A 12,735-nucleotide genomic window follows, 5' to 3' on the forward strand; every position below is an offset into this window, starting at 1 on the left:
GATCACCGGAACCTGTGGCAAATCCAACGCGCGCCCTCTCCCGCCGGGTCGGACCGCCCGGCCCGACCCGCCCTCACACACCGCCCCGCCGTCCGGTCCGGCCCGGGAGGCGCGGACCCACGGGGACCCTCGGACGACCAGGATACGAGCGCCGCGACGGGCACCGGCACGAGCACCGTGACGGGTTCCTGGCCCCGCAGCGGCCATCTGGAGGCGCTGTCAGGGCCCGGGGCCCCCGGGAGCCCTCCGCCCGCCGGAACGGGATCCTGGCGGCCCCTGACGGCCTTCCTGGACCTCGCGGGGGCCTCCCGGGAGGTACGGCTTCCCTTGCCGACCGAGGACCGGCCGCGCTGAGCCGTGGGCGCGGGAGGAACAGACGCGGAGGCGGGACGGGCGGGGGCGGGCTGCGGGACTTCCCGGACCCGCCCCGACGGGTCCGGGAAGTCCCGCCGGGGCGGGTCAGGTTAGGCTCGCCTCCGTGAGCACGTGCACGAACGTCTCGCGGGACTCCCGGGAGCCCCTCGCCGCCACCGCGGCCACCGCCCGGACCTGGCTGCTCGTGGAACAGCCCGGCCCCTGGGGCGCCAAGGCGCTCACCCAGAGCCATCTGGACCCCGTGCTCGGCCGCGCCCTGGAGGCGGCGGCCCAGGGCACCGGGACGCGCGTCGCGCTGATCCGCCGACCGGGCCGCCACGCAGACCGGCACACCGACGGACCGCGCCGCCTCTACGCGGCCCACACCGTCCCGGGCGCCACCTGGCTGCGGGAGGCGTCCCACGGCGACCCGGCCCGTCTGCTGGACGTCGACTTCCGGGCGCTCGGCGCGGGCGACCCCACCGGCTTCGACCGGGCCGTGGGCGCCACCGCGCACCGGGGCGACCCGCTGGCCCTCGTCTGCACCAACGGCAGGCGCGACCGCTGCTGCGCGCTGCTCGGCCGTCCGCTCGCCCGGGAGCTGGCCGAATCGGGCACCCCCGGCGTCTGGGAGGTCACCCACCTCGGCGGCCACCGCTTCTCCCCCACCGTGCTCGTGCTGCCGTACGGGTACGCCTACGGCCGGGTCGGGGCGCCGCTGCTGAAGGAGGTCCTGGCGGAGGCCGCGGCGGGCCGGGTCGTCACCGAGGGCTGCCGGGGCGGCTCCGCCTGGGAGCGTCCGGGGCAGGCGGCCGAGCTGGCGGTGCGCACGGCGGCCGGGGAGAGCGCGGCGGACGTCCTGCGCGTCACCGGGACCGGCGGGGAGGCACCCCGCTGGGAGGTGACCGTGGACCACGTGGACGGCCGCCGGTGGCACGTCACCGTCGCCCGGGGGGCCTCGCTGCCGCCCCGGCCGGAGAGCTGCGGCGCGGCCCTGGCGACCCCGGCCCGTATGGACGTCGTCGCCGTCCGTGAGGTGGGTTCCGCGACACGGCGGTGAGCCCCGCTCACGGAGCGTGGGACCGTGCCGGTGCTCACGAGATCCCCACCACAGGGACTACGGAACACCGTCCCGGGCCCCGTACCGTTTCCTTCCATGAGCACGTCTCCCCCCACGCGCCGTCTGCGGCTCGGACTGCCCAGGCGGGTGTTCTCCCAGGTCCTGCTGATGCAGCTGGCGATCGCCGCGGGCGTCGCCGTGCTGGCCACGGGGCTGTTCCTGGCGCCGCTCAGCGACCAGCTCGACGACCAGGCGATGCGGCGCGCCCTGTCCATCGCGCAGACGACCGCCGCGCAGCCGCAGATCGCCCGGGACGTGAAGGCGTCGCTGCCGACGCCCGGCGGACCGGTCCAGGACGTCACGGAACGCATCCGGCGGGCGAGCGGCGCCGAGTACGTCGTGATCATGAACACGGACGGAGTGCGCTGGTCGCACACCGACCCCCGCCAGATCGGCAAGGTCGTCTCCACGGACCCCAGCGCCGCGCTGGCGGGCCGCGAGGTGATGGAGATCGACAACGGCACCCTCGGGCGCTCCGCGCGCGGGAAGGTGCCGCTGCGGGACGCGCGGGGCGAGATCATCGGCGCGGTGTCGGTCGGCATCGAGTACGACAGCGTGCGCGCCCGGCTGATCCACACGATCCCCAGCCTGCTGGCCTACGCGGGCGGGGCGATGGCCGTGGGCGCGCTGGCCGCGTACCTGATCTCCCGACGGGTCCAGAAGCAGACCCGCGACCTGGCCTTCTCGGACATCTCCGCGCTGCTGGCGGAGCGCGAGGCGATGCTGCACGGCATCCGCGAGGGCGTGGTGGCCCTGGACCGCGACGGCCGGGTGCGGCTCCTCAACGACGAGGCCCAGCGGCTGCTGAACCTGGGCCCGAGCGCGGTGGGCCGGCCGCTGGACGCGACGCTGGGCCCCGGCCGCACCACCGACGTGCTGGCCGGGCGGGTGACCGGCACCGACCTGGTGACCGTGCGGGGGCAGCGGGTGCTGATCGCCAACCGGATGCCCACCGACGACGGCGGCGCCGTGGCGACCCTGCGCGACCGCACCGAGCTGGAGCAGCTCGGCCGCGAGCTGGACTCCACCCGGGGCCTCATCGACGCCCTGCGCGCGCAGGACCACGAACACGCCAACCGGATGCACACCCTGCTGGGGCTGCTGGAGCTGGAGATGTACCAGGAGGCGATGGAGTTCGTCGGGGAGGTCGCCGGAGCCCACCGGGTCACCGCCGAGCAGATCACCGAGAAGGTGCACGACCCGCTGCTGGCCGCGCTCCTGGTCGGCAAGGCGACGGTGGCGGCCGAGCGGGGCGTCTCGCTGGCGGTGTCCCCCGACACCTGGCTGCCGGACCTGCTGGTGGACCCCCGGGGGCTGGTCACGATCGTCGGCAACCTCGTGGACAACGCCCTGGACGCCGCCTCCGGGTCGGCGCACGCGCGCGTGGAGGTCGAGTTGCGGGCGGAGGAGCGGGCGGCGGTGCTGCGGGTGCGCGACACCGGTCCGGGAGTGCCGCCCGAACAGCGGGAGGCCATCTTCACGGAGGGCTGGACCACCAAGAAGGCGCCCGCGCGCGGCAAGCGCGGCATCGGACTGGCCCTGGTCCGCAGGCTCGCCGAGCGCGAGGGCGGGCACGCGGAGGTCGGCGGGGCGCCGGACGGCGGCGCGGAGTTCACCGTGCGGCTGCCCGAGGCCCTGGCGGAGACGGAACTGGCGGACGCGGAGGAGGCGCGGTGATCGAGGTACTGGTCGTCGACGACGACATCCGGGTGGCGGACGTGAACGCCGCCTACGTGGCGAAGATCTCCGGCTTCCACGTGACGGCGAAGGCGCACAACGCGGCCGAGGCGCTGGACTGCGTGGAGCACCGCGAAGTGGACCTGGTCCTGCTGGACCACTACCTGCCCGACGAGACGGGCCTCGACCTGGTCCGCAGACTGCGCGAGCGCGGCCACCAGACCGACGTGATCATGGTGACCGCCGCACGGGACGTGGGCACCGTCCAGGCCGCGATGCGGTTGGGCGCGCTCCAGTACCTGGTGAAGCCGTTCGCCTTCTCGGGACTGCGGACGAAGCTGGAGGCGTACGCGGCGCTCCAGCACACCCTGCGCGGCGGCGGCGAGGCCGAACAGGCCGAGGTGGACCGGATCTTCGGCGCGCTCGCGGTGTCCCGGGAGCCGGAGCTGCCGAAGGGGCACTCCCCCACCACGGCGGAGCTGGTGCGCCGGGTGCTGATGTCCGCCGAGGGACCGGTGTCGGCGCAGGAGCTGGCGGACCACACCCGGCTGAGCCGGCAGACCGCCCAGCGCTATCTGAAGCTCCTGGAGCGGGCGGGCCGGGTGCGGCTCAGCCTGAAGTACGGCGAGACGGGACGCCCTGAACACCGTTACGAGTGGGTCCGCGGCTGAGCCCACAAGTGGGCGTCGCGGGCGTGGGCCGCGCCCGCGACCGACGGACGGGTCCGTGGGGTGAGCCCCCGCGCGGCGGGGGAAGTAGCGCGGGGGCTCACGTGCGGGGCCCCGGGCGCGGGCCGCTGATCAGCCCGCCCGCACCACCACCGGGGCGGTGACGGCCCGGGGCGCGTCGGCGTCGCGGTAGTCGCTGGGCAGGACCGGGGCCGAACCGCCCCGTGGCGAGGAGTCGCGGTTCTCGGCCTCGTCGACCGTGATCTCCGAGCGCTGCGGGGTGCGCACCCCGTCGTCGCCGGATCCACCGCTCACCGAGGACAGCGTCACCAGCCCGCCCAGCGCCATCGCCCCCGCGCAGACCGCCGACGCCCACCTACCGCTGCTTCGCACGCGCATCACGTCCTCGTGGGGGGATCGACCGACCGCCGTGGCGGCCGTGTCGGGGCTTCGGACGCGACGGACCGCCCCGGGGGAGCGGGGAGGTGCCGCCGGGCCTTCAGCGGGCGTACAGGGGCTCTGCCGGGTGCCCTGACGGTCAGGGGACGGCGAGGGATCGACGGGAGACGGTGGGGGGAGGCGGACGGCGGGACGGTGGCCCGGACGCGCGGACCGGACCGGACCGCCCGTTCCGGAGGAAGGGTCAGCGGGCGGTGACGGACCGGCAGGACCTCGCCACCGGCCTTCCGCACCGCGCGGGTTGACCGGAACCGGACCTCCGTCCGGTTCTCCGACTGGTATCTGTGTTCATGGCCCGGCACCGTAAGGGGGCACGGGCCACGGGGCGATCCTTGTGCGCGCTGGACCGCCTTCTGCTCGCGAAACCTTGTTGTGCCCGTTTTGCGCGCGCGAGAACGACGGAGCCCCACCATGGGCTTGAACCAGAAAGGCCCGGCCGATGATTGACGTCCTGGTCGTGGACGACGACTTCCGCGTCGCGGAGATCAACTCCCGTTACGTGGCGAAGGTCCCGGGCTTCCGGGTGGCCGGTCGCGCCCATGACGCGGCCCAGGCCCTCGCGGCGGTGGAACGCGAGGGGATAGACCTCGTCCTGCTCGACCACTACCTGCCCGACCGCACCGGACTGTCCCTGGTCCAGCACATGCGCCAGCTCGGCCACCGCACCGACGTCATCATGATCACGGCGGCCAGCGACGTCACCACCGTGCGGGACGCGATGCGTCTAGGCGCCCTGCACTATCTGGTGAAACCATTCACCTTCGACGCCCTGCGCGCCCGGCTGGAGGCGTACGCCGCACTACGCCGCACGGTGGACCGCGTCGGCGGCAGCGGGATGGCCGCCCAGGAACAGGTGGACCGGATCTTCGGCGCGCTGCGCACCACCACCCCGACCCCGTCCCAGGGGCTGCCGAGCGGTCACTCCCTGCCGACCACGGACCTGATCTGCGGGGTGCTCCACCAGGCGGCGCAGCCGCTGTCCGCCCATGAGGTGGCCGCCCGCACGGGCCTGAGCCGGTCCACCGCGCAGCGCTATCTGCGGCACCTGGAACAGGCGGGCCGTCTCCAGCTCACCCTGCGGTACGGGGACACCGGCCGTCCCGAACACCGCTACGCCTGGGTGGCCCCGGGCAACGGCCCCGAACGGTAGGGCGGGCCGTCACCGGGAGGTGCCGCCCGGGCGCGCGGCACGGACGGCCGGGTCCCCGGAGGCCGGGGCCTCCGGGGACCCGGCCTCGGACGCCGGCGGTCTCAGGCGTCGATGCGGGAACGGTCGAGCGTGGCCGCGGAGCTGGTGATGAACTCCTTGCGCGGCGCCACCTCGTTGCCCATGAGGAGGTCGAAGACCTGCTCCGCCGCGTCGAGATCGGCGATGTTGATCCGGCGCAGGGTGCGGAACCGGGGGTCCATCGTCGTCTCGGCCAGCTGGTCGGCGTCCATCTCGCCGAGGCCCTTGTACCGCTGGATGGCGTCCTTGTAGCGCACGTTCTTGCGCTGGAACTCCAGCAGGGTCTCGCGCAGTTCCCGGTCCGAGTAGGTGTACACGTACTTGTCCTGCCCCTTCTTGGGCTGGACCAGCTCGATCCGGTGCAACGGGGGCACCGCGGCGAACACCCGGCCCGCCTCCACCATGGGCCGCATGTACCGCTGGAAGAGCGTCAGCAGCAGACAGCGGATGTGCGCGCCGTCCACATCGGCGTCCACCAGCAGGATGATCTTCCCGTAGCGGGCCGCGTCCAGGTCGAAGGTCCGCCCCGAACCCGCTCCTATGACCTGGATGATCGCCCCGCACTCGACGTTCTTCAGCATGTCCGAGACAGAGGACTTCTGGACGTTGAGGATCTTGCCCCGGATCGGCAGGAGCGCCTGGAACTCGGAGTTGCGGGCGAGCTTGGCGGTGCCGAGCGCGGAGTCGCCCTCCACGATGAACAGTTCGCTGCGGCCCACGTCGTCGCTGCGGCAGTCCGCGAGCTTGGCGGGCAGGGTGGACGACTCCAGGGCCGTCTTCCGGCGCTGGGCGTCCTTGTGCTGGCGGGCGGCGATCCGGGTGCGGGCGGCCGCGACCACCTTGTCCATCACCGCGCGGGCCTGCGCCTTGGCGTCCCGCTTGGTGGCCGTCAGGAAGGTCTTCAGCTCCTTGGCGACCACCGCGGCGACGATCCGGTTCGCGGCCGAGGTGCCCAGCACCTCCTTGGTCTGCCCCTCGAACTGGGGCTCGGCCAGGCGCACGGTGACGACCGCGGTGAGCCCCTCCAGGGCGTCGTCCTTGACGACGTCGTCCTCCGCGACCCGCAGCAGCTTCTGCGCCCGCAGCACCTCGTTGACCGTCTTGGCCACGGAACGTTCGAAACCGGTGACGTGGGTGCCGCCCTTGGGGGTGGCGATGATGTTCACGAACGACCGGACCGTGGTGTCGTACCCGGTGCCCCACCGCATGGCCACGTCCACGCCCAGCTCACGGGTGACCTCGGTCGGGGTCATCTGACCGCGCTCGTCGAGGACCGGGACGGTCTCCTTGAAGGTGCCCTGCCCGGAGAACCGGAGGACGTCGCAGACGGCCTTGTCGCTGGCGAGGTACTCGCAGAACTCGCTGATGCCCCCGTCGAAGCGGAAGGACTCCTCGCCCTTGCTGCCGCCCTCGCCGAGGCCGCACTCGTCACGGACGACGATCGTCAGCCCGGGCACCAGGAACGCGGTCTGGCGCGCGCGCTGGTGGAGCGTCTCCAGGTTGAGCTTGGCGTCCTTGAGGAAGATCTGCCGGTCGGCCCAGTAGCGCACCCGGGTGCCCGTGCGGGTCTTCGGCACCCGCTTGGCCTTGCGCAGCCCGCCCGCCGGCTCGAAGGGCGCCTCCGGCCCCGTCCCGGTGAAGGCCCCGGGCACGCCCCGGTGGAAGCTGATCGCGTGGGTGCTGCCGTTCCGGTCCACCTCGACGTCCAGCCGCGCCGACAGCGCGTTCACCACCGAGGCGCCGACGCCGTGCAGACCGCCGGAGGCCGCGTAGGACCCGCCGCCGAACTTGCCGCCCGCGTGCAGCTTGGTGAGGACGACCTCCACGCCGGACAGCCCGGTCTTGGGCTCGACGTCGACGGGGATGCCCCGGCCGTTGTCACGGACCTCGACGGAGCCGTCGTCGTGCAGGACGACGTCGATCCGGTCGCAGTAACCGCCCAGGGCCTCGTCGACGGAGTTGTCGATGATCTCCCAGAGGCAGTGCATCAGGCCGCGGCTGTCCGTCGACCCGATGTACATGCCGGGCCGCTTGCGTACCGCCTCCAGGCCCTCCAGGACGAGCAGGTGCCGCGCGGTGTAGTTGGAACCGTCCCGGTCTGCTCCGGTCAGCAGCGCAGTGGACGGCACGGACGTATCGGCGGTCACGCGGTTCGCTCCTCGCTGAATTTCAGATGGGGCCCATGAGGGTAAGGCCGCGGCTTCGGTCGCCGCACAGAGGGTACCCAGCCCAGGTAGAGCCGTTGTCACGCCACCCTCACAAGGACTTCAGCCTAGCCGAGAGTCGCATGCGTGTTCGATCGCTCGATGGGGTGAAGTACACATCACGTTCCCTTCCACGCATGAACCATTTAGGCTCCGGGCACGTCCTCATGAACAACCGGCAACCAGCCGGGAGGACCGAACCGGCACAACGCGCGAACCCGTAAGACACGAAGACACGCAATACGGCACATTCGCCGCCACCCGGCAGCAGACACCCACCTCGGGGAGTCGAAAAGATTTTTTCGAGGAGAAGCCGCGAGCGGGAACGTTTTCGGCCTGGTTGGATGTTGACCCTGGTACGACAGCTCGTCGAGCTAGAGAAGAGGCGACGTGACTACTGTTCTGACCCCCGCGACCCCGCTGACGGCCACCGATCGCTGCGACCGCTGCGGCGCCCAGGCTTACCTCCGTGTGGTCCTGTTGAGCGGCGGTGAACTGCTCTTCTGCGCCCACCACGGTCGCAAGTTCGAGCCGGAACTCAAGAAGATCGCCGCTGAGATACAGGACGAGACGGAGCGCCTGAACGCCGTCCCGGCCTCGGCCGAGTCCGAGGAACGCTGACACTTCGCATCAACGACGAGCCAGCACCGGCCCAGGCCGGCGAATCGGGCGGTCCCCGTGTGACGGGGCCCGCCCGCTTGCGTTCCGCGCACGCCCCGGCACGGTCCGTCCCGGACGGCTCCCCGTCCGGGCCCGGCCCCGTCCCCCAGGGCCCCGTGCGCGCCCCTCCCGGCGCCCTCAGTCGTCGTCGGAGTCGGCGGGGGACTCCTCCGGGGCGGCGGGCGTCACCACGGCGGAGAGCCGGGTGTAGACACCGGGACTGCCCGCCCTGCCGCAGCCGCTCCCCCAGGAGACCAGCCCGATCAGCAGCCCCCGCGCCACCAGCGGACCGCCGCTGTCCCCCTGGCAGGCGTCCCGCCCGCCGTACGGCGCCCCCGCGCACAGCATCGACTCGGGCAGGTAGCGCCCCTCGGGCCCACCGGGGTAGGCCCGTCGGCACAGATCGTCGGAGAGCACCTCGACCTCACTGGACCGCAGCGCGTACGCGTACTCCCCGCGTCCCGTGGCGTCCCCCCAGCCGTACACCGTGGCGGGCGTCCCTTCCGTGTAGGCGGAATCCCCGGTCGCGGCGACACCGATGACGTACGCCTCCGGCAGGGGCCGCGCCAGGGTCACCACCCCCACGTCCCACGCGTTGGTCGTGCGGTCGTAGGCCGGACTCGCCCGGAACTCCCGTACCGGAACCTCCACGCCCGTGGTGTCCCGTAGATCACCCCGGCCCGCGATCACGGCGAGGTCCCCGGGCCCCGGCGCCGGACCGAGCGCCTCCGGCCCCAGACAGTGGGCGGCGGTCAGCACGGTCGTCGGGCCCACCACCACCCCGCCGCAGAACTGCCCCGACCGCGTACCGCCGAACCGGTCACGGCTGGCCAGGGCCACCACCCACGGACTGTGCGCGACGTCGGCCTGGTGCCCGCCCACGACCAAGGCGTCGGCGGACGCGGACGGCGCGCCGCCCGGCGGCAGCGCGGTGCCCACGGCGGCCAGGAACAGCGCACCCGCCAGGGCACGGACGCGGGAACGGGGCATGCGCTCTCCTCACCCAGGGTTGCGGCGACTCACCCAGCGTCGACGAACCGGGGCGGCCCCGCACCCGCACCACGCCGAGAGGCCCGGATCCCCGTGGGGAATCCGGGCCTCCGCGGAGGTACGCCTACCGGTCAGTCCAGGTAGTCCCGGAGGACCTGCGAACGGGAGGGGTGGCGCAGCTTCGACATGGTCTTGGACTCGATCTGGCGGATCCGCTCACGGGTGACGCCGTAGACCTTGCCGATCTCGTCAAGGGTCTTGGGCTGGCCGTCGGTGAGGCCGAACCGCATGGAGACCACGCCCGCCTCGCGCTCGGAGAGCGTGTCGAGCACCGAGTGCAGCTGCTCCTGGAGGAGCGTGAAGCTGACCGCGTCGGCCGGGACGACGGCCTCGGAGTCCTCGATGAGGTCACCGAACTCGCTGTCGCCGTCCTCGCCCAGCGGGGTGTGCAGCGAGATGGGCTCGCGGCCGTACTTCTGGACCTCGATGACCTTCTCCGGGGTCATGTCGAGTTCCTTGGCCAGCTCCTCCGGGGTGGGCTCGCGGCCCAGGTCCTGGAGCATCTGGCGCTGCACGCGCGCGAGCTTGTTGATGACCTCGACCATGTGCACCGGGATGCGGATGGTGCGGGCCTGGTCCGCCATGGCACGGGTGATGGCCTGACGGATCCACCAGGTGGCGTAGGTGGAGAACTTGTAGCCCTTGGTGTAGTCGAACTTCTCGACCGCGCGGATCAGACCGAGGTTGCCCTCCTGGATCAGGTCCAGGAAGAGCATGCCGCGACCGGTGTACCGCTTGGCCAGCGAGACCACGAGGCGGAGGTTGGCCTCCAGCAGGTGGTTCTTGGCGCGGCGGCCGTCCTCGGCGATGATCTCCAGCTCGCGCTTGAGCTTGGGCGCCAGCTTGTCGGCGTTGGCCAGCTTGTCCTCGGCGAACAGCCCGGCCTCGATGCGCTTGGCCAGCTCCACCTCCTGCTCGGCGTTGAGGAGGGGGACCTTGCCGATCTGCTTCAGGTAGTCCTTGACGGGGTCGGCGGTGGCACCGGCCGCGGCGACCTGCTGCGCGGGGGCGTCGTCCTCGTCCTCGTCGGACAGGACGAAGCCCTGGGCGCCCTCCTCGGCGGGCTCGTCACCGGGCTTGCCGGGACCGCCCGTGGTCTCCTCGACCGACTCGTCGTCGAGGATCTCGTCGGCGTCCTTCTTGGTGGTCGCCTTCTTGGCCGCGGTCTTCTTGGCGACCGTCTTCTTCGCGACGGCCTTCTTGGCGACGGTCTTCTTCGCCGCGGCCTTCTTGGCGGGCGCGGTCTCGGCGTCGGCGGACGTGCCCGCGGCGGCCGACGGGGAAACGGCCTTCTTGGTGGTGGTGACCGTCTTGGCGGCGACGGTCCTGGTCGCGGTCCGCTTGGCCGGACTCTTCGCTGCGACGCTCTTTCGGGTGCGCTTGGGCTCCGCGGCACTGACCATCAGCGTCACACCCTCTTCCTCGAGGATCTGGTTGAGGCTGCGCAGTACGTTCTTCCACTGAGTGGCCGGAATCTGGTCAGCTTCGAAGGCCCGACGCACGTCATCGCCGGCGATCTGCCCCTCAGCCTTTCCCCGCTCGATGAGCGCCATGACAGAGACGGACTCGGCGATCTCCGGCGGGAGCGTACGGGATGTGCTGGCCGACACGAACAACCTCTCGGAACGTTGGAAAACGGCTTCCGACTCCGCCCGTGAGGGACGGGAGTCGACGACCGCCGACTGGGGATGTGCCGACGGCGCGCGGGCTCGGGCCCAGGGGACTCGCGGCGCCTCGACGGCTGCCGCACTTCCTCCTCGGCTGTCACCTCTTAGGTCATCGCACAGTTCCCAGGAGCGTTACGGTCAATCTACGTGGCCCGGGTCACACCCCGTAAGCATACAAAAGCCGCTACATCCGACCAGAAGCGGTCAGGATTTGCGACTGTCTGCCCCAGCTCGGTCCGACGTCGCCGTACTCCGTCAGGTTCTTGACCTGACGGAGCGGCGTGCCGACCGGAGCGGGGCGCTCACCTGAGCGGACCCGAGCCGATGATCCGGCCGCGCGGACGGCGTCCTCGCGCGGTCGGACCGGAGTGCCCGGGGGGGGCGACGTCCGCCGGTCCGGCCCGGGCGTGACGGGCGCCGTCCACGCGGCCGGGAGGCACGGAGAGGGGTGGGGGTTCCCCGTCCGTGCGGCTCCGGATGGCGCTGTCTCCTGGCTTCCCAGGGGGTGGGTGAGGCGAGGCGGGAAGCGCCACGGCCGCGCTGCGGCGGTCGGCGGTCGGCGGTCGGCGGGCGGCCGACGGCCGGTCGCCCCGGCTTCCCGGGGCGTCGGGGCGGGATCCGGCGAACGCGCGTACGGTCCGTGAGCGGCTCGCACGGTCCGACGGCGTCCCCGGGCACGCGTCGAGGGAACGGCGGGGGCCGCTCAGTGCTCCCGGGGGGCGGGGACGACGCGCTCCACCTCGGGGTGGGCGGTCAGCAGCTGCCGCATCGCGGTCTCGGCCGCGGCGCCGTCCCCCTGGGCGAGCGCGTCGACGATGCGGGCGTGGTGGACCAGCGCCCCCTCGTGCGGACGGTCGCAGCCCGTCACGGGACCGCCGGAGACCTGGAGCGCGGCCGAAACGATTCCCGACAGGTGCTCCAGCATCCGGTTGCCCGCCGCCTGGATCAGCAGTCCGTGGAACTCGGCGTCCGCCCGGGCGAAGGTGACGGCGTCGCCCTGGCCGAGCGCGTGCCCCATGATCTCGACCATGTCCGTGAGGCGCTGCTGGAGGTCCTCGCGTCCGTGCCCGGCGGCGAGCCGGGCCGCGAGGGGCTCGATCGTCCACTTCAGTTCGTTCAGCTCGCGGCGCTGGTCCTCCCGCTGCGGCCCGAAGGCGCGCCACTCGATGATGTCCGGGTCGAGGAGGTTCCAGTCGCTGACCGGACGCACCCGGGTGCCGACATTGGGGCGGGCGCTGACCAGTCCCTTCGCCTCCAGTACCCGCAGGGACTCGCGGACGACGGTGCGGGAGACCTCGAACCGCTGGCCGATCTCCTCGGGCACCAGCGGGCGGTCCGCGCCGAGGTCGCCGGAGACGATCATCTGGCCCAGCTGCTGGACGAGTTGGCCGTGCAGGCCGCGGCCGCGACTGCCCGCGGCCCGCCTGCCGACGCGGCCGAGTTCCTGGTCGGGGCCGTCCCAGACGGGCGCGCCACGGTCCGGGGCGGCCTCCGGGTAGGGGTAGCGGTCGAGTCCGCCCGGTCCGGCGAGGCCGGAATCTGCGGCGCGGGCGGTGGTCATCATGGTGTGCGCAAGGGTACTCACGGAACCTTTGTCGGCCTTGCCGTCAAGCGCCTTGAGGTCTTTGGTGAAAAGCACACGAAAGGG

10 protein-coding genes are annotated in these 12,735 nt (G+C 72.6%); 5 read left to right on the forward strand and 5 right to left on the reverse strand.

Translation table 11 applies throughout. The features are described from left to right. Positions 1–478: 478 nt before the first annotated feature. The 3 genes from ACVWNX_RS07290 (at position 479) to ACVWNX_RS07300 (ending at position 3,822) form a co-directional block, all read left to right on the forward strand. Positions 479–1,414, forward strand: coding sequence for a sucrase ferredoxin (locus ACVWNX_RS07290; protein WP_454413065.1), 936 nt, complete (start codon positions 479–481; stop codon positions 1,412–1,414). Between the two features lie 96 nt (positions 1,415–1,510). Continuing rightward, on the forward strand, positions 1,511–3,151 hold the full coding sequence (locus ACVWNX_RS07295) for an ATP-binding protein (protein ID WP_454413066.1): 1,641 nt from the start codon (positions 1,511–1,513) through the stop codon (positions 3,149–3,151). Then, positions 3,148–3,822: a response regulator gene (locus ACVWNX_RS07300; protein WP_454413067.1), complete on the forward strand. Its 675-nt coding sequence runs from the start codon at positions 3,148–3,150 to the stop codon at positions 3,820–3,822. The genes ACVWNX_RS07295 and ACVWNX_RS07300 overlap by 4 nt, the downstream gene beginning before the upstream one ends. Positions 3,823–3,951: 129 nt before the next feature. Here ACVWNX_RS07300 and ACVWNX_RS07305 read toward each other — a convergent pair whose 3' ends face one another. Next, positions 3,952–4,212 carry a hypothetical protein gene (locus tag ACVWNX_RS07305; protein WP_454413068.1) on the reverse strand — a complete coding sequence of 87 codons (261 nt, stop codon included), beginning with the start codon at positions 4,210–4,212 and terminating at the stop codon, positions 3,952–3,954. Positions 4,213–4,717: 505 nt separating this feature from the next. On the opposite strand from ACVWNX_RS07305, the gene ACVWNX_RS07310 reads away from it, so the two are divergent. Further along, positions 4,718–5,428 carry a response regulator gene (locus tag ACVWNX_RS07310; protein ID WP_454413069.1) on the forward strand — a complete coding sequence of 237 codons (711 nt, stop codon included), beginning with the start codon at positions 4,718–4,720 and terminating at the stop codon, positions 5,426–5,428. A gap of 101 nt (positions 5,429–5,529) precedes the next feature. Here the strand turns inward: ACVWNX_RS07310 and ACVWNX_RS07315 are convergent, their stop codons facing one another. Beyond that, on the reverse strand, positions 5,530–7,653 hold the full coding sequence (locus ACVWNX_RS07315; RefSeq protein WP_454413070.1) for a DNA gyrase/topoisomerase IV subunit B: 2,124 nt from the start codon (positions 7,651–7,653) through the stop codon (positions 5,530–5,532). A gap of 447 nt (positions 7,654–8,100) precedes the next feature. Here ACVWNX_RS07315 and ACVWNX_RS07320 point away from each other — a divergent pair, with 447 nt between their 5' ends. Then, entirely contained in the window at positions 8,101–8,331 is a 231-nt protein-coding gene (locus ACVWNX_RS07320; RefSeq protein WP_454413071.1) for a DUF7455 domain-containing protein, read from the forward strand. A 177-nt stretch (positions 8,332–8,508) separates the two neighbouring features. On the opposite strand, the gene ACVWNX_RS07325 is transcribed toward ACVWNX_RS07320, so the two are convergent. From ACVWNX_RS07325 to ACVWNX_RS07335, 3 genes are all read right to left on the reverse strand, one after another. Continuing rightward, positions 8,509–9,360, reverse strand: a complete 852-nt coding sequence (locus ACVWNX_RS07325) for a S1 family peptidase (protein ID WP_454413072.1) — start codon at positions 9,358–9,360, stop codon at positions 8,509–8,511. 131 nt (positions 9,361–9,491) lie between these two features. Then, entirely contained in the window at positions 9,492–11,030 is a 1,539-nt protein-coding gene (locus ACVWNX_RS07330; RefSeq protein ID WP_454413073.1) for an RNA polymerase sigma factor, read from the reverse strand. Positions 11,031–11,790: 760 nt separating this feature from the next. Continuing rightward, positions 11,791–12,672 (reverse strand): FadR/GntR family transcriptional regulator, encoded by an 882-nt coding sequence (locus tag ACVWNX_RS07335; RefSeq protein WP_454413074.1) that lies wholly within the window; start codon positions 12,670–12,672, stop codon positions 11,791–11,793. Positions 12,673–12,735: the final 63 nt, after the last annotated feature.

It is taken from the genome of Streptomyces sp. JNUCC 64, from assembly GCF_054484115.1.

Coding starts and splice junctions, on each gene's coding strand:
- ACVWNX_RS07295 (WP_454413066.1), top strand. CDS start 1,511: ATGAGCACGTCTCCCCCCACGCGCCGTCTGCGGCTCGGACTGCCCAGG.
- ACVWNX_RS07310 (WP_454413069.1), top strand. CDS start 4,718: ATGATTGACGTCCTGGTCGTGGACGACGACTTCCGCGTCGCGGAGATC.
- ACVWNX_RS07325 (WP_454413072.1), bottom strand. CDS start 9,360: ATGCCCCGTTCCCGCGTCCGTGCCCTGGCGGGTGCGCTGTTCCTGGCC.